Source organism: Nocardia sp. NPDC003482 (assembly GCF_053588115.1).
This window is the reverse complement of record NZ_JBSFPI010000039.1, coordinates 13629-29205: the sequence shown is the minus strand read 5'-3', so window position 1 is coordinate 29205 and position 15577 is coordinate 13629. Positions and strand designations below refer to the sequence as shown.

The following is a 15577-nucleotide window of genomic DNA, read 5'->3' as shown; positions in this document are numbered from 1 at the left end:
GGTCACAGTTGCCGATCGCACCTTCGGCTCCCGTGGCTACGACGTCGCCCTCATCGCCCGCAACCGCGCCAAGCTCGACGACCTCGTCGCCCAGCTCACCGCCGAGGGCATCGGCGCCGCCGCGTTCCCGGCGGACGTGCTCGACCACGACGCGCTGACCGGGCCCTCGAGGACGCTGCCAGCCGGTTCGGCCGGCATCGACGTCCTGGAGCACTCTCCGCTCCGGCCATCGGCTCGGTGAACCTCACCTCCACGTCCCGAACCGGCCCCTCCGACGTGCAGGGATGGTTCGACCTCCTGCTCTACAGCGCCATCACGGCCACGCAGGCCGTCCTGCCCGCGATGCGTGAGGTCGGCGCGGGCACCCTGCTCGTCACCAATGGTGCCGGCTCGATCGATCCCACCCCGATGCTCGGCAACGTCAACCCCGCCCAGGCGGCGCTGCGCATCTGGGCGCTCAACCTGCACAAGGAGCTGGCCCGGCACCGGTGTCCGGGCCGCGCACGTCGCCGTCGGCGCGTGGTCGGCGCGGACGGCCCTCCCGAAGTTGCGACCGCCGAGGCCGAGGACGTCGTCGACCCGCTCTATGGGGACCTGCGCACCCACCGCGACGAAGCCGAGCGCGTCCTTCCCGTCTGACGCCCGAGCTCACCGCGCTCAATCCTGATGGGCTGCGGGCGTTTTCCGCCCGGCGCCACCGAAGATCCTGCTCATCGTCGCCGCGGTCATCATGTCGGGCCGGTTCGGGCCCTACTCCTTCTGAGCCCTCCCCCTCACAGCGGCCCGGCCCGCGACCGCGCCGCCCGGGCGGCTGCATTATCCAGAGTGGGACCGCAACTTCGGCAGCGTAACGGAGCTGCGCGCCGCCGCACTCGAGCGCTCTCTCACACCCGCTGCGGCCACCCGTCTGTCGACCCGCGCCCTGCGGGGTGATAGGCGCGGGCGGTCGCGCGTCGCAGGGCGGTATGCAGCCAGGCGGTATCCGCGGAGTGGGCGGACTCCAACGCCTCGGCGATCACGAGGTGGACCTCCTCGATAGGAACGCCCTGTTCCGCGCAGCGGGCGATCGCCTCCTCCAAGCGCTGGAAGGTGAGGGCGCCGGAGTGCTCGGCGACGTCGAAAAGCGTTCGGGCCGTGCGGGATCCGTCGGCGACCAGATCCACCACGGCATCGGGGACGCGGCCGCCCTCGATCGCTCCCGCGCGCGCGTCTCGCATCGACACTCCCCCCGACCGACTTCCGACCTCAACCGGACCTGATAGTCCGGTTATGCTGTCAGTCTCCACGTGCCGGGCGACGATTTCAACTCGAGCAGCACCCGATCGCCGGAGCACCGCGGTCGTTGACTCATTCGATAACTCTGTTACTGTCCAGTAGTCAAGATCGCGTTCTCGAGCCCGAGACGCGTGTCTTCGCTTGCTGGCCAAGCACTTCGGCAATGACGCAGAGTGAGGCGTGAGGTTCGTGATGTATCAACGGGAAGATGGTTCTCGCACTCGGCGGCGCTGGGCCACCGCGGCGGTCGCGGCGGCGTGCCTGACCGCGGCGAGCACCGGCGTGGCGGTGGCCGTTCCACCCGTCGCGGCGCAGGCCGCGGATTTCTACACCCCGCCCGCGTCGATCCCGCAGGAGCGGGGCGCGATCGTCAAGACCGCCCCGATGCCGCTGTACGCCGCGGCGCCGGATGGGCAGGGCTGGCCGGGCCGGGCGCAGCTGGTCATGTACACCAGCCGTCTTCAGGACGGCACCCCGGTCGCGGTCAGCGGGACCTTCATCGACGCCGCCGGTCCCTGGCAGGGCGCGGGGCCGCGCCCGACCGTGGTCATCGCTCCCGGCACCTCCGGCCAGGGCGACCAGTGTGCGATGTCCAAGGCGTTCGCCACCGGTATCACCGCCTACACCGATCCCGCCCCGGGCATCTCCGCCAACCAGGAACTGCCCGCCTCCCAGGTGTGGAGCGCGTTGGGCGCCCGCGTCCTGGTCACCGACTACATCGGTCTCGGCACGCCCGGCACCCACACCTACGGCAACCGCCGCGAGCAGGCCCACGCCGTCCTCGACGCCGCCCGCGCCGCCAACACCCTCGCCGGGGTCGGCCCCGAAACCCCCCTGGTCCTGTGGGGCTACTCCCAGGGTGGCGGCGCCACCGCCGCGGCCGCCGAACTGCAACCCGACTACGCTCCCGAACTGAACCTGAAGGGCACCTGGGCCGGAGGTCCGGTCGCCGACCTCGCGGCGATCCTGCCGCACATCGACGGAGCCCTCATCGGCGGCGCCATCGGATTCGCCATCAACAGCCTGCTGGCCCGTTATCCGGCCTTGAATGCCGCCATCGATCGCGTCGCCAGCCCCGCTGGGCGGCAGATCCTGAAGGAACTCGGCGATTCCTGCATCGCGGATATCATCGTCCGTCATCCGTTCGTCAGAACGAACGCCCTCACTCTGGACGGTCGTTCCCTCACCGAACACCTGGCGGAGATACCGGAAGCCGCTCCCGCCCTCGCGGAGAACAAGGTCGGCAACCTCACCCCGAAGACCCCCGTCTTCATCACCAGCGGCCGCAACGACGACACCGTCCCCTACGGCCAGGCCCACCAACTCGCCCAGGACTGGTGCGCCGAAGGCGCCACCGTCACCTTCCGAACCGATGAACTCCCTCCGATCCTTCCCGGCGCCACCATCCCCAACCACTTCGGCCCCGAACTGATCGACGGCTTCGGCCCCGACAACGCCGTCACCTACCTCCTCGACCGCCTCGCCGACAAACCCATCTCCGGCTGCCGCATCGACTGAACGGCCTTCGACGACGCCGCTCGATCCGGAAGCGGCGGTCTGCCAACGGCTCCCACGGCGATCTCCGAAAAAGCCCGCGCCACAGCAGGATTGGCCACCACCGCCCCACTGTTCCATGCGGTCAAGGCCACAAATAGGTGGCCAGCAGCGCCGCCCAGAGCACGACCACCCAGGCATCGGTGGCAACCCGCAACCATCGCGGGGCGTGGCGAATCTCCATGAAGTAGCGGATGATCAGGCGGGACTTGATCGCGCCGAGCACGACGATGGCGGCGATGAGTTCCTTGCTCAGCGAGGCGGTGGCTCGAGTGTGACCGGGAGTGAGCTGCCAGGCCAGTACGGTGATTACGGCCAGCGCGGCCCACACGGCGACGACGACCCGTTTATCGCGCGCGAACCGTGTTGGGGCGGTAGATGATTCGGTCACTTGTCGCCTCATGAGGTAGAGAATGGCGAAGATGACGGTCCACAGCAGGTCGATCATGTGCCAGTACAGGGCGCCCTGTTCGGCGATGCCGATCCGTTCCGAATGCGGGATAGCGGGTCCGCGTAGGTGCACGGTGACGATGCCGAGGACGAGTAGTCCCAGTGCCAGATGCGCCAGATGGATGCCGGTCAGCGCGTAGTAGAAGCTGAAGAACTCGTCGCCGATGGTGTAGCCGCTGGTGATCTCGTGGTGCCATTCGTAGATTTTGAATGTCAGTATTTCATCAGGGGTTTCGCCACCGGCCTGCAATGGCTGACCACCCACTCGGGCTGGCCGCTGATCTGCGACAACGTCGACGACCCAAAAGACACCATCACTGATCCGCTGGCAGCACAAACCGCACCCGCCGAGGTTCTGACTGGCTGGCCGCCGCTTCCGGAGGGGATACCCGCGCATGAAGCCGCGGGAGCATTTCATGATGTCTGCCGAGTATTTCATTTCGAGGTTCTCGGACAGAGTTCGCGAAGACGGTCCGCGCAAACAGTCGGCATGATCAAATCCACGTGAGCGAAACCCGTCTCTCCTCCCGAGGAGATCGCTAACTTTTTTGCATGGAGAATGTGGGAGTTGCGGGGGGTCGATCAACAATCATCGCCGTGGAATGGGAGCATCCGGATGCGGTTGTTCTTCGCGAGGAGATGGACTCGGAGATCGGTCCGCGTTACCAAGACGTCGAAACAGCCGAGGCGGGACACGCGTTGTCGGTCGATCCCGACAGTGTGGTGGTGACCTATATCGCCTACGACCGGGCCACGGGAATTCCGATCGGGCACGCCGCCCTACGCCTCGGCGCCGCCGGGCTGGAGATCAAGAGAATGTTCGTCCGACGTGAGCAGCGGGGCGCCGGTGTCGCCGAGCAACTGCTCGCCGCCGTGGAGCGGGCCGCCGAATCGCGGCGTGAGCGGCGAATCGTGTTGCAGACGGGGTTACGGCAGCCGGAAGCCGTGCGATTCTACGAGCGGTCCGGTTACCGCCGGATTCCGATCTTCTCCCCCTACGATCTGGTGCCCCTGTCGGTTTGCTACGAGAAGGTTCTCGAAAGCCCGCACACGTCCGAATAATTCAATTCCACAGATACTCGTGAATTCACCGATCGAAGGTAGTACGTTGACTGTTATCTATTTCGCGGGCTCGATCCGCGCGGGACGCGAAGACGTTCCCACGTATCAGGCACTCATTTCTCATCTGAAAAGCTTCGGCACCGTGCTCACCGAGCACGTCGGAGACTGCACCTTGTCCCAGTACGGGCAATCGCATTTGACCGACACTTTCATTCATGATCGCGATCTGCAATGGTTGCGGAGCTCGGATGTGGTCGTGGCGGAGGTCACAACCGCGAGTCTGGGAGTCGGTTACGAGATCGCGCACGCGGTCACCCACGATATTCCGGTCCTCGCCCTGTTCCGGGGGCCGCGCGACCGCGTGTCGGCGATGATCGGCGGCAGCTCGGGCGTGACCACTGTCGGCTACGAGGACCTGCCCGCCGCCTACGCCGCGATCGACGCCGCCCTGGAGGGACGATGAGCCGCAACATCACCGCCGCCCTGGTCGAGGTCCTCGACGACATCGCCCGCCGCGGCGTCGTCGTGCGCTCGCGCGGGGGCGAGCAGAAGGAGGTCGTCGGCGCGGTGGTGACGCTGGACCGACCGACCGAGCGGGTGCTGACCGTCCCGCACCGCAACAACAACGTCTTCGCCCAACTCGCCGAGACCATCTGGGTGCTCGCCGGGCGTAACGACATGGAATTCCTGACCCGGTATCTGCCCCGCGCGGGTGAGTTCTCCGACGACGGGAAAACGTGGCGGGCCGCCTACGGGCCGCGGCTGCGATCGTGGGGACCCGGCGGGCTCGACCAGTTCGGCGCCGTGCGCGATCGCCTGCGCGAAGACCCTTACACCAAACGCGCCGTGGCGACCATCTTCGACCCCGCGCTCGACCATGTCGACACCCTCGACGTGCCCTGCAACAACTGGTTGCATTTCCTGCAGCGTGACGCGAGCCTGGCGTTGAACGTCGCGGTGCGCGCCAACGACGCGATCTGGGGGTTCTCCGGCATAAACGTGTTCGAGTGGAGCGTGCTGCACGAGATCATGGCCCGCACGCTGGGCTGGTCGGTGGGCCGGATGTCCTGGTTCGTCGGCACTTTGCACGTCTACCAGCGCCACTACGCCACCGCCGAACGCATCGTGCGCCAGCGCGGTATTCGCAGCGTCTACGAATTCGGCGTCCCCGCGCTCGCGATCGAGACCGACCTCGACGGCCTCGATGAGACCCTCGCCGAGGTGTTCGCGGTCGAAGCCGCCGCCCGCCAAGGCGCGCACGAGCGGGCCGCCCGCATCAACGCCCTGATCACCGACCCGTTCTTCGCCGCGACCGCGACGATGCTGCGCGCCTTTCTCGCCTTCGCCGACGGCACCGATCCCGAAGCGGCGCTGCGCATCGTCACCGAGCTGCCGCCGTCGGATCTGCGGGTGGCCGCCCTCGAGTACATCAGCAGACGCGCGCGGACCCGGACGGTGCCGATGTTGCCGGAGGAGCGAGACTATCTGGGCTATTTCTGGGCCATGCACGACGCCGGCGTGGCGCTGGCCCGATGAGCACGCGCGCCCCCGCCCGACCCGACCGCGACCGGATCTCGAGTGCCCGGCTGTTCATCGCCTCCGATGTGATCACGCAATTCGGTGCGGGCATGGTCATCTCGGCCAGCGCGTGGTTCGTCTTCGACAAGACGCATTCGAGCAGCCTGGTCGCCGCGGTCGCCTCGGCCAACACCCTGGGCGGCGTGCTGGTCTCGCTGGTGGCGGGCTCGCTGGTCGACCGGTTCCGGCCCAAGCACGTCGCCGTCACCTCGCACGCCATCCGGGTCACGTTCATGACCGTGCCGCTGATCCTGTTCGCCGCCTTCGGATTTCACCCCGCCTTCGCGCTGCTGCTCGCACTCGACAACGGCATCGGCTGGAATCTGTACTTTCCGGCCTCGAAGGCGATCGTGGCCCGGCTGGCCGGTGACCGCGGCACGGCCGGTATGAATTCGGTGGCCGAGGTCTCGATGCAGATCGGGCTGTTCTCCGCGGGAGCCGTCGCCGGCGTCGTCTATCGAGCGGTCGGGTTCTATCCGATCCTCGCCGCCAGCGCCACGGCGATGTGCGTGGGCATCGTGATCCTCGCCCGCGTGCACGTACCGGACCCGATCGTCGAGCCCGGGGCCGACCTCGGCGCGCACGCACACACATTCCGAGCGGGATTGGGCTATCTGCGTGAGCACCCCCGCGCGCTGGCCCTGTCGCTGGTGTTGTGCTCGCCGTTCATTGCCGCGACGATCTGCGCGACCGCCCTGCCCGGCTACGCCAAGATCGACCTGGGCGCGAACTCGGTCGGTTACGGGTTGATCGCGACCGCGTGGGGCGCGGGAGCGTGCGTCGCGGGCCTGACCCTCACTCGCGCCGGGGAACGGCTGCGGCGCGGCGCGCTGGTGATCAGCGGACTGTGCACCCTCGCCGGATTCGGCCTGGTCATGACCCTGAACACCCATCTGCCCGTCGCGATCGTCGCCACCGTGGTCGCCGGCTTGGCCGCAGCGGGGACGCGCATCGCGCTGTACACCGAGATCATGGCCGCAGTGCCGAACCGGCTCCTCGGGCGAGTTCTGGCCCTAGGCAACCTCGCCAGTCTGCTGTTGCAGACCGTGCTCGCGCAGTCGACCGGCCTCCTGATGGACGCCACCGCACCCCGATTCGGCTACCTGCTCGTCGTCCTCGTCGCCACCGCGTTCGCGGTCACCTTCGTGGTCGCCCACAGAAATACCTCGAAAAGCACCGCGCCGCACAATGATTCACTCGCCGACAGGGACGAACCATGCGCATAGCCTTCCTCCGATCCGTCGACATCCACCAAGCGTTGCCCGCCTTCGGCCACGCCATCACCGAACTGCGCGCCACTGGTCACACCGTCGCCACGTTCCTCGTCGACGACCGGCCCCCACCCACCGCGATCGGTGAAACCCACCACCTGCCCGCGCTCGCGGAGGTCGACACCATCGCCGACACCCTGCTGCGCTGGCGGCCCGACCGCGTGATCTCGATCTCGGTCCCCGACGACAAAGCCGTCCGCGACAGCCTCGTCTTCGCCGCACTGCGACGCGAACGACCGACCGTGACGACGGTCCTGCATCCAGTCGAGCTCACCTACACCTTCAGCAACAAATGGGAGACCCGCCGACTCGCCGAGGCCGCCGGAATACCCACTCCCCGTGGGATTTTCGTGTCGGGAGACCTGCTGCACCAGCGCGGAGTGGTCTACTCCGCGCACACGAACCTGCTCGCGCGGCGACTCGAATCGCTGACCTACCCCGTCGTCGCCAAACCGATCTGGGACTCCATGGCCACCGGCATCCAACGGCTCGACACCCCCGCCACCGCCCTGGATTGGTTGACCCACGAGGCCCCCGACATCGATTTCCTCGTCGAGGAATTCCTCGACGGGGAGCTGTTCGGCATCGAGATCCTCGCCACCGAACACGACCAGCACTGCCAGCCGCTGATCCGCAAATGCACCGACGGCAGCCGAGACCTGGTGCCGTTCAACCACATTCGCTTCGGCCCCGTCACCGACACCCACTACGAATCCGACCGGCTCCGCCACCGCCTGCTGAGCCTGGCACGAGAACTCGGCCTCCACGGCAACGCGGAATTCGAATTCATCTACGCGCACAACCGTTTCCACCTCATCGAAGTCAACCCGCGGGTCTCCGGTCTGACCAACCTGTCGACCGCGATCTCCGGCGTCAACACCTACACCGCACTGGCCACCAGCGACTTCGCCGTGACCCACCCGCCCCGCTTCGTCGCCGAAATCCCCCTTACCGACCTCGACCCCGCCACCGCCACTCGGCTGCGCACCGCCCCCGACATCCTCTCCCTCCACAACGTCGTCTATCACGACGGCACGACCCAAGCCAAACTCCTCCTCACCGCCCCCGACACCGACACAGCCCTCGCGCGGGCCGCCCGCCTCACCCACGACCACAACGTCATCGCCCCTCATGTCCTCGCCGAATTCGCCGCCGCCCTGGGCGCCTACGCGGAGCCACACCCATGACCGAACCAGCCGTCGACACCACCGAGGTATGCCGACTCCTCGAACAAGCCCTCGACACCTTCCCCCGCGACCACGACTCGTTGACCGTCTCCGCCGCCCGCCACCTCCTCCACTGCGCCCTGACCGCCGCCCGAAGCATCGACCCCCGATCAGCCCCCGAACTCCATCCCCCCGACATCGTCGGAACCGCCCGCGAAGCGCTCACCACCGCCACCATGCTCACCCGCGAACTCCGCACCACAACCATCGTCGAAACCTCACAACGGTAAAGCGCAAAACCCCGACGCGCGACCTCGACGAGCACGCCGAACCAACCCCGCGATCACCGACGCGATCCCCGCCGCGGAACCTGCGGGCGGAACGAGCGAGTCACCAGCACGTTACAACCGCGCACCCGCGGCGGGGCCAACGGTCTCAGCGCTGCCGACCACGACTTCACGAACCGGTCGCTGGACCGCCCGGCCCGCCGATGGTGGACACTCGCACGGGAGGGCACAGCCCTGGACTTCCCGGGGGTTCGGCATGCGGACCCTCGCCCGCCCAACGCGCCTGAAACCGATCCTGGTCGACGCGCTGCGGCGAGCCCGCGGTCGCAGCCCAGGTGCCCGCGCAGCTGCCGCCGGAGACCACAGTCTCCGCTGAACGAGTCAGCGCGGCAAGTACTTTCGCCCCACCCTCGACCGCAATTTCGGGAGAGGGTGGGCCGGTGGAGAAGTATCCGTTCGTCGTCGGCGCGTCGGTGCGCGCCGAACTGGGTGATGCCGCGCTGCGCGAGATCGCCCGCAATCTGCGCCCGACCTACCCGGCCGGGCGCGTACGGCGCACCAACTCTTTCCAGCCACCGCTCGAATAACTACTTCGCGACATCACCTCGCCTCGTGGCCGCGGGCTCGGAGGTCCGCGATCCCCTCCTCGATCTCGGCGAGTGTGTCGACCGGTGTCAGCGCCTCGCCCTGGCTGTTGGTGCCCAGTTGGGGCCAGCCTCGGCCGTCCGGGCCGCGCAGTTGTTCCCATACTTCCCGCAACATCTTGCGGTCCTCGTCGGTGAATGCCATGTCGTCTTCTCCTGTTCCGATGCCGCAGGCTGCGGCGAAGTCGTTGGGGGACAGTCCGTTCGCGGCGTTCATGTCGCACGGGCCGAACGGTGGTGCACCTTCGGGCAGGCCGCCGCCGAAGCCGCGGCCGTCGGTGTATTGGTGCGCGATCTGGCCGGGCAGGTTGGGGTTGTGTCCGTATCCGGCGCCGATGAGGCGGATGCCTGGGGGGCGGTCGGGCCACATCCGGGTGAGGTCGCCGGTGTTCGCGTAGCCGATCACGCGGCGGGGGTCGCCGAGCCAGTCGGCCAACTCCCAGTAGGCGCGGTTGATGCCGTCGGATTGATCACCATCGGGGTTGCCGCCGGACTCGACGTCGATCATCGAGATCATCCGCGCGTGCGGGCCGCCCGCGGCCTCGACCATGGCACGGTGGACGTCGACCGTTTCGTCCCAGTTCGGGCGCCAATAGAAGTAGACGATGAAGCAGGCGAGGCGGCCGGTGTCCGCGGCGGCCGCGGCCCAGCGATGGTTCCGCGCGAAGTTCGGATCCCGGTAGGTGCCGTCGTTGGAACGAAAACTCAATATCGCGTAAGGGTACGAATCGTCCACGGGTGGTTGGAAATACGAAACGTCGGCGAACAGCGAATCGACCACGGTTACAGTCCTTCGCGTTTCGTTTCCGTCTCCGGCCGTGCCGTACCCGCTGGACCGACCGGATTGGACGTGGCGGGGGCGCGTTCGGTCGCCGAGGTGCCGGGAGCAGGGGGGATACGCATCGTGAACTCCTTAAGATTGCCGGTGATCGGCTCGCCCTGGGGAGGGCGAGCCTGCCGACGCTCACCTCACGGCGTGGGGTGGTCGGTCGCGTCGGCAAGCCCCAGTGCAGCGCGGATCCGTTGTCCAGGGTCGAGGGGTTCGCGCTGGACAACGAACTCTGGACAACGGAAGCGGCTTTTTGCCCGGGACGGCCGCCTACGCCGCCGTGTCCGACGGGTTCCCCTCGGGGTGTCGGCGGATCAGCAGGGCGGGCGATAGGTGAGTTCGGGCACGTAGCGTTGCCACAACTCGCGGGTGAGGACGCCGCGTGTGGTCGCGCAGATGCGGCGGGCGGCGAGTTCCGGGTCGGGAGTGGACAATTCGATGGTGTGGTCGGCACTGGCGGTGGCGAGGACGCGGCCGTCGGGGCTGTAGGCGGCGCTGGTGACCGAGGCCAGGTGGCCGGTGGTCAGGACCTGGCGCGGGCTGATGTTTCCGAGATGAGTGATGTCCCACAGGCGCACGGATTTGTCGATGCCGGTACTGGCCAGTGTGTGGTCGTGCGGGTGGTAGCCGACCCAGGTCACCTGGTCGGCGTGCCCGGTGAGGGGGCCGGTGACCGGGTGGGGGTTGGCGGGGTCGTCGATGTGCCACAGGTGCACGGCGTGACCCGCTCCGGCGAGGGCGAGCTGGTGGCCGTCGGGGGAGAACGCGCCCCAGCGCAGGCCGTCGGTGTCGCCGACGACGATGGATTTCAGCGCGACGGGGTGGGCCGGGTCGTGGGTGTCCCACAACCGGACCTTGTCGTCGTTGCCGACCGCGGCGAGGGTGTGGCCGTCGGGGCTGAATCCGATCCAGTTGACGCGGGCGGGTGTTCCGGCGCCCACGGCGAGCGGTGCGGGGTGGGCGGGGTCGTGAATGTCCCACAGCTGCAGGGTCTTTCCTGCAGCTGCGGTGGCGAGAACGGGTTCGCGCGGGTGGAACGCGGCCGCGTCGGGGGTGTCGCCGTCGGTGCCGGGCAGCGTCGCCGCGGGGTGGGGGTGGTCGGGGTCGTCGGTGTTCCAGAGGCGGACGGTGTGGTCGCGGCTCGCGGTGGCGAGGGTGCGGCCGTCGGGGCTGAACGTCACGTCGGTGATCGTGCCGGTGTGCTCGGTCAGGGGCGCGCCGCGAGGGTGGGGGTTGTCCGGGTCCTCGAGGTTCCACAGCCGGACGGTGTGGTCGTGGCCGCCGCTGGCCAGGGTGTGTCCGTCGGGGCGGTAGGCGATCGCGTCGACGGTGTCGGTGTGGCCGGACACGATGTGCGGCAGATTCCACAGGCGCACCGTTTTGTCGGCGCTGACGCTGGCCAGGGTGCGGCCGTCGGGGGTGAACGCCACCCAGGTGACCATGGCGGTATGCCCGGCCAAGGGCGCTTCCAGCGGGGCGGGATGATGCGGATCGGTCGTGTCCCACAAGCGAATTCGATTGTCGGCGCCGCCGGTGGCCAGGGTGTGGTCGTCGGGGCCGAACGCGACGGCCAGGTTGGTTTCCCCGGCCCCGGTCAACGGTGGTGCGGCGGCGGTGACGTGGGTGGGGTCGCTGATGTCCCAGAGATGGACAGCGGGGTCGTCGCCGACGCTGGCGAGGGTGCGCCCGTCGTGGGAGAACGCGACCGCGAACACGGTCGCGTCGTCGGGCAACGGCTCGGTCCACAAGGTCGGATCGCGGGGGTTGGTGACGTTCCACAACCGGATGGTGTGGTCGTGGCCCGCGCTGGCGACGATGCGTCCGTCGCGGCTGATCGCGGCCGAGGACACGGCGTCGGTGTGCCCGATCAGCGTGCTGAGCAGCGTGGGATGGGCGGGGTCGGCGACATCCCACAGCGCGAGGGTGCGATCCTGGCTGGCGGTCACCAGGATCCGGCTGTCGCCGCTGAAGGCCACCGAGAACACGTAGTCGCTGTGGCCTCGCAGCGGCGGCCCCCACGGGACGGCGCGGGCCGGGTCGATGATGTTCCACAGCATGGCGGTGTGGTCGCGGCTCGCGCTGGCGAGGGTGCGCCCGTCGGGGCTGAAAGCCAGCCAGTACACCCAGTCCCGCTGCCCGGTCAGGGGTGCGCCGATCGTGCGAGGCCGGCCGGGGTCGCTGACATCCCAGAGTCGGATGGTCTTGTCGGCCGAGCCGGTGGCCATGATCCGGCCGTCCGGGCTGAACGCCACCGCGAAGGTAGTCGCGCTGTGGATGGTCGAAGTCGTTGCCAACGCGTTGTTCTGGGTGTCGATCACGGCGGCGGCCACCTTGCCGTCGTGGGGGTCGAGCCGGTAGCCGACCAGGGCGAGCTGCGCGGCCAACGCCGGGTCGGTGGCGGCGAGTTCACCCGCTTCGGTGACCACCTGGCGCGAGACGGCGCGGTCGCGCTGGGCGCGGGCGACCGAATCCTGACGCAGCGCCACACCCGCGGCCGCGGAGGCGACCAGGGTCAGCACGACCAGGACGACGAGCGCGGCGCGGCGACGCCGGACCCCCGCCCGGTGCTGAGCCGACGACGCGTCGAGGAACTCGCGAATATCGCTCTCCAGCAACAGGTCCCGCGGATGGTTGGTGGCCCACTCGCGGGCGGCGGTGAGGCGCCCGCCCCGATACAACAAACCCGGGTCGTGATCGTCGCGAATCCAGTCCGCGGCGGCCTCGGCCAATTCGTGGTGGATCCGCAGCGCGAACCGGTCGTCATCGATCCAATTCCGCAGACGCGGCCACGCCGTCAGCAGCGCCTCGTGAGTGATCTCGACCCCGCCGTCGTCGACCGAGACCAGCCGTGCCCGGGTGAGCGCTTCCACGACCGGCCCGGTCTCGGCCGGTAGCGTCTCGCGCGGAATACGGCGTTTGGTGTCCTCGGTCCTGTCACCGGGAGCGACCAACCGCAGCAACACCATGCGCGCCTGCTGTTGCCGCTCGGGCGGCAGCGAACAGTAGGTGTTCTCAGCAGTCCGGGCCAGCGCATGCTGAATCCCACCCGCGGCGGTGTACCCCTCGACGGTGAGAGTGTTCCCTCGACGGCGATACCAGGTTTCGCGCAACGCGTGCGACACCAGCGGCAACACGCCGGTCTGCCCCGCGGTGTCAGCGATGATACGGGCCTGAAGTGCGCTCTCCACAACACATTTCGCGTCGGCGGCCGGTTGCGCGACCGCCCTGCGCAGTTCCTCGGTACTCATCGGACCGACCAGCACCTGCGCGTCCCGCAACGCCTCGACCAGATCCGGATACCGAGCGCAGCGCGCGTAGAAATCGGCGCGCACACCCAGCACCACGCGCGTGCGGCTGTTGCCCGCGCGGGCGGCTCCGCACAAGGCGGTGATGAAACGCTCACGCTCCCCGGCGTCCTCGCACAGGGTGAACACTTCCTCGAATTGATCCACCACGATCAGTAGATCCGCGTCATCCCCGCGTTCGACCAAGGCTTGCAGCACCCGCAGATGCAAGGCCCGCAGGTCCTCGCCCAGTTCCCGGCAGATCTCCACCGCCGACATGCCCGCCCATGCCGCGAGCCGGGCCGCGCACTCCTCCAGCGGATGCGCCCCCGGGGTGAACAACAACACCGGCCACCCCGCGCAAGCGTCGTCACCGCCGCCGATCCGCGCGATCAGACCCGCGCGCAGCAGCGACGACTTTCCCGACCCCGAGGCGCCGAACACGGCGAGGAACCGGCTCGACCGCACTCGCGCCACCAGGTCGTCGGTGAGCCGTTCGCGGCCGTAGAACCTGCCCGCGTCCTCCGGTTGATACGACGCCAAACCCACATAAGGACAGACGGTTTCACCATCGGTCTCCCCCGCAGTGGGGTCCTCGGCTCCGGCGAGTTCCGCGGCCAGCCCGTGCCAGCGCGCCTCCCACACCGCCGTGTCCCCGCCACACGCACGGACATACGCCAGCGTCACCGCCAAACTCGGCAGTTTGCTGCCGTCGGCCGCCGCCGCCAACGCCGAAGCCGAGAACATCGCCTGCCGCGCCAACTGCCGATACGGAGGCGATCCCGCCTCCCGCCGCAACTTCCGCAAATCGTTCGCGAAATCAACGACCGGACCGGCACCGTCGATCGGCTGTTCCCCCCGAGGCATCAGGCCCCCTCCATTCCAGCGTGCACGTGATCAATCTCGAACCCCCTCGCGACACCGAATATTAGCCCTCCCCCAGCACCGACCCGCGCAATCCGCGAGAAGGGGTCCGTTCTGTCCGATCAAAGGATTAGGGGCGAAACGAGTGACACATTGTCCACGCTTTGTTGTCCACTGCCCGGCCGCCGACCGTGGACAACGAATTCACGCTGCACTGGGTGTGTGCCGGACGGATCGCCGCTCAACCAGAACGACGAACGGACCGGCACCTCGGAAACGCAAGGAGCCCATCACCATGCGCCACACATTCCCCATCCCCGCCGGATCGCACGAGGAGCAGTGACAGACATGTCCCAGACCACCGAACCGAATTTCGACATCGGCGAGTTCGCCCTGCCCGACCACATCGAGCAGAACCTCCGGGCGTTGAACAACGCGCCCGACGAGCAGACCCGCTCCGCGCTGGAACGCACCTTCAGCGCCGAGCTCGCACCGCAGGTCACCGAGGGCGACGAACCCACCGCCGAGGACCTCGCCGCGCTGGCGCACACCCTCGAGACCGCCGACTCCGCCAGCCCGCAGATCGCCCTCGCTCGCGCCGCCCAGCACGAGGTCGGCTACCACGAGACCGGTGACAACCACACCAAATACGGCCGCTGGTACGGCGCCGACGGCGTGCCGTGGTGCGACATCTTCGTGTCCTGGTGCTTCAACCACACCCACCACCTGAAGGCCATCGGAGGCAAATTCGCCTACGTCCCCACGCACTACGACTGGTTCCGCAAGCACGGCCGCCTGCACCGCAACCCGCACGACGCTCGCCGCGGCGACCTCATCTTCTACAATTTCAGCGGCGACCGCGGCGTCGACCACATCGGCATCCTCGTCAGCTCCGACGGCTCGTCCAACGCCATCTCCGTCGAGGGCAACTACGGCAACGCCGTCCGCCGACGCACACTCACCTCCCGAACCCCGATCGTCGCCTACGGCCGCCCGGCCTGGTAAACGACCGTCACCCGAGATCACCGCGGGCGGGTACCCACCCGCCCGCGGTCCCGGACAGAAACGAGCATGCTGCCTCCTCGACGCCGACCAGCGCTCGACCCGCCCGGACATGCGGCGGAGGGCCGGTCGATCAGACGGGTCGATACGACTCCGTCGAACTCCGCGCCCGATAACCCGGTCATCCGAAACCTTGGAAAGTAATTCACCCAAACCCGTCCGACAGGTCGGGACTTTCTACACGTTGAACCCGAATCGAAGTCCTATTCCTGCCTGGACAATCCCGAGATGAACTGAATCCGAATCACGGG

The 15577-nt window shown here is 68.2% G+C and carries 14 protein-coding genes; 10 read left to right on the top strand and 4 right to left on the bottom strand.

Translation table 11 applies throughout. The features are described from left to right. The first annotated feature begins 237 nt into the window (after positions 1–237). Positions 238–639 carry a hypothetical protein gene (locus ACWDSJ_RS35830; protein ID WP_450037223.1) on the top strand — a complete coding sequence of 134 codons (402 nt, stop codon included), beginning with the start codon at positions 238–240 and terminating at the stop codon, positions 637–639. Positions 640–884: 245 nt separating this feature from the next. Here ACWDSJ_RS35830 and ACWDSJ_RS35825 read toward each other — a convergent pair whose 3' ends face one another. Continuing rightward, on the bottom strand, positions 885–1217 hold the full coding sequence (locus ACWDSJ_RS35825; protein ID WP_450037221.1) for a hypothetical protein: 333 nt from the start codon (positions 1215–1217) through the stop codon (positions 885–887). Between the two features lie 250 nt (positions 1218–1467). Here ACWDSJ_RS35825 and ACWDSJ_RS35820 point away from each other — a divergent pair, with 250 nt between their 5' ends. Then, on the top strand, positions 1468–2793 hold the full coding sequence (locus ACWDSJ_RS35820) for a lipase family protein (protein ID WP_450037243.1): 1326 nt from the start codon (positions 1468–1470) through the stop codon (positions 2791–2793). Positions 2794–2914: 121 nt separating this feature from the next. Here the strand turns inward: ACWDSJ_RS35820 and ACWDSJ_RS35815 are convergent, their stop codons facing one another. Next, a complete protein-coding gene (locus ACWDSJ_RS35815; RefSeq protein ID WP_450037220.1) occupies positions 2915–3718 on the bottom strand; it encodes a cytochrome C oxidase subunit IV family protein in 804 nt (267 codons plus the stop codon). Positions 3719–3918: 200 nt separating this feature from the next. Here ACWDSJ_RS35815 and ACWDSJ_RS35810 point away from each other — a divergent pair, with 200 nt between their 5' ends. From ACWDSJ_RS35810 to ACWDSJ_RS35780, 7 genes are all read left to right on the top strand, one after another. Next, on the top strand, positions 3919–4341 hold the full coding sequence (locus tag ACWDSJ_RS35810) for a GNAT family N-acetyltransferase (protein ID WP_450037219.1): 423 nt from the start codon (positions 3919–3921) through the stop codon (positions 4339–4341). Positions 4342–4360: 19 nt separating this feature from the next. Continuing rightward, on the top strand, positions 4361–4804 hold the full coding sequence (locus ACWDSJ_RS35805; protein ID WP_450037217.1) for a nucleoside 2-deoxyribosyltransferase: 444 nt from the start codon (positions 4361–4363) through the stop codon (positions 4802–4804). After that, positions 4801–5877 carry a thymidylate synthase gene (locus ACWDSJ_RS35800; protein WP_450037216.1) on the top strand — a complete coding sequence of 359 codons (1077 nt, stop codon included), beginning with the start codon at positions 4801–4803 and terminating at the stop codon, positions 5875–5877. The genes ACWDSJ_RS35805 and ACWDSJ_RS35800 overlap by 4 nt, the downstream gene beginning before the upstream one ends. Beyond that, a complete protein-coding gene (locus ACWDSJ_RS35795) occupies positions 5874–7145 on the top strand; it encodes an MFS transporter (protein WP_450037214.1) in 1272 nt (423 codons plus the stop codon). Before ACWDSJ_RS35800 ends, ACWDSJ_RS35795 begins: the two co-directional genes overlap by 4 nt. Beyond that, complete coding sequence (locus ACWDSJ_RS35790) at positions 7136–8377, top strand: ATP-grasp domain-containing protein (protein WP_450037212.1); 1242 nt, start codon at positions 7136–7138, stop codon at positions 8375–8377. Before ACWDSJ_RS35795 ends, ACWDSJ_RS35790 begins: the two co-directional genes overlap by 10 nt. Beyond that, positions 8374–8646: a hypothetical protein gene (locus tag ACWDSJ_RS35785; protein ID WP_450037210.1), complete on the top strand. Its 273-nt coding sequence runs from the start codon at positions 8374–8376 to the stop codon at positions 8644–8646. Before ACWDSJ_RS35790 ends, ACWDSJ_RS35785 begins: the two co-directional genes overlap by 4 nt. Before the next feature lie 437 nt (positions 8647–9083). Continuing rightward, a complete protein-coding gene (locus tag ACWDSJ_RS35780) occupies positions 9084–9230 on the top strand; it encodes a hypothetical protein (protein WP_450037208.1) in 147 nt (48 codons plus the stop codon). Between the two features lie 13 nt (positions 9231–9243). Here ACWDSJ_RS35780 and ACWDSJ_RS35775 read toward each other — a convergent pair whose 3' ends face one another. Continuing rightward, positions 9244–10068: a hypothetical protein gene (locus ACWDSJ_RS35775; protein ID WP_450037206.1), complete on the bottom strand. Its 825-nt coding sequence runs from the start codon at positions 10066–10068 to the stop codon at positions 9244–9246. A 362-nt stretch (positions 10069–10430) separates the two neighbouring features. Further along, on the bottom strand, positions 10431–14267 hold the full coding sequence (locus tag ACWDSJ_RS35770) for an nSTAND1 domain-containing NTPase (RefSeq protein WP_450037205.1): 3837 nt from the start codon (positions 14265–14267) through the stop codon (positions 10431–10433). A 345-nt stretch (positions 14268–14612) separates the two neighbouring features. Between ACWDSJ_RS35770 and ACWDSJ_RS35765 the strand changes: the two genes are divergently transcribed. Then, on the top strand, positions 14613–15269 hold the full coding sequence (locus ACWDSJ_RS35765; protein ID WP_450037204.1) for a CHAP domain-containing protein: 657 nt from the start codon (positions 14613–14615) through the stop codon (positions 15267–15269). Positions 15270–15577 lie beyond the last annotated feature (308 nt).

Coding starts and splice junctions, on each gene's coding strand:
- ACWDSJ_RS35825 (WP_450037221.1), bottom strand. CDS start 1,217: ATGCGAGACGCGCGCGCGGGAGCGATCGAGGGCGGCCGCGTCCCCGAT.
- ACWDSJ_RS35795 (WP_450037214.1), top strand. CDS start 5,874: ATGAGCACGCGCGCCCCCGCCCGACCCGACCGCGACCGGATCTCGAGT.
- ACWDSJ_RS35765 (WP_450037204.1), top strand. CDS start 14,613: ATGTCCCAGACCACCGAACCGAATTTCGACATCGGCGAGTTCGCCCTG.
- ACWDSJ_RS35800 (WP_450037216.1), top strand. CDS start 4,801: ATGAGCCGCAACATCACCGCCGCCCTGGTCGAGGTCCTCGACGACATC.
- ACWDSJ_RS35815 (WP_450037220.1), bottom strand. CDS start 3,718: ATGAAATACTCGGCAGACATCATGAAATGCTCCCGCGGCTTCATGCGC.
- ACWDSJ_RS35810 (WP_450037219.1), top strand. CDS start 3,919: ATGGACTCGGAGATCGGTCCGCGTTACCAAGACGTCGAAACAGCCGAG.
- ACWDSJ_RS35785 (WP_450037210.1), top strand. CDS start 8,374: ATGACCGAACCAGCCGTCGACACCACCGAGGTATGCCGACTCCTCGAA.
- ACWDSJ_RS35770 (WP_450037205.1), bottom strand. CDS start 14,267: ATGCCTCGGGGGGAACAGCCGATCGACGGTGCCGGTCCGGTCGTTGAT.
- ACWDSJ_RS35820 (WP_450037243.1), top strand. CDS start 1,468: ATGTATCAACGGGAAGATGGTTCTCGCACTCGGCGGCGCTGGGCCACC.
- ACWDSJ_RS35790 (WP_450037212.1), top strand. CDS start 7,136: ATGCGCATAGCCTTCCTCCGATCCGTCGACATCCACCAAGCGTTGCCC.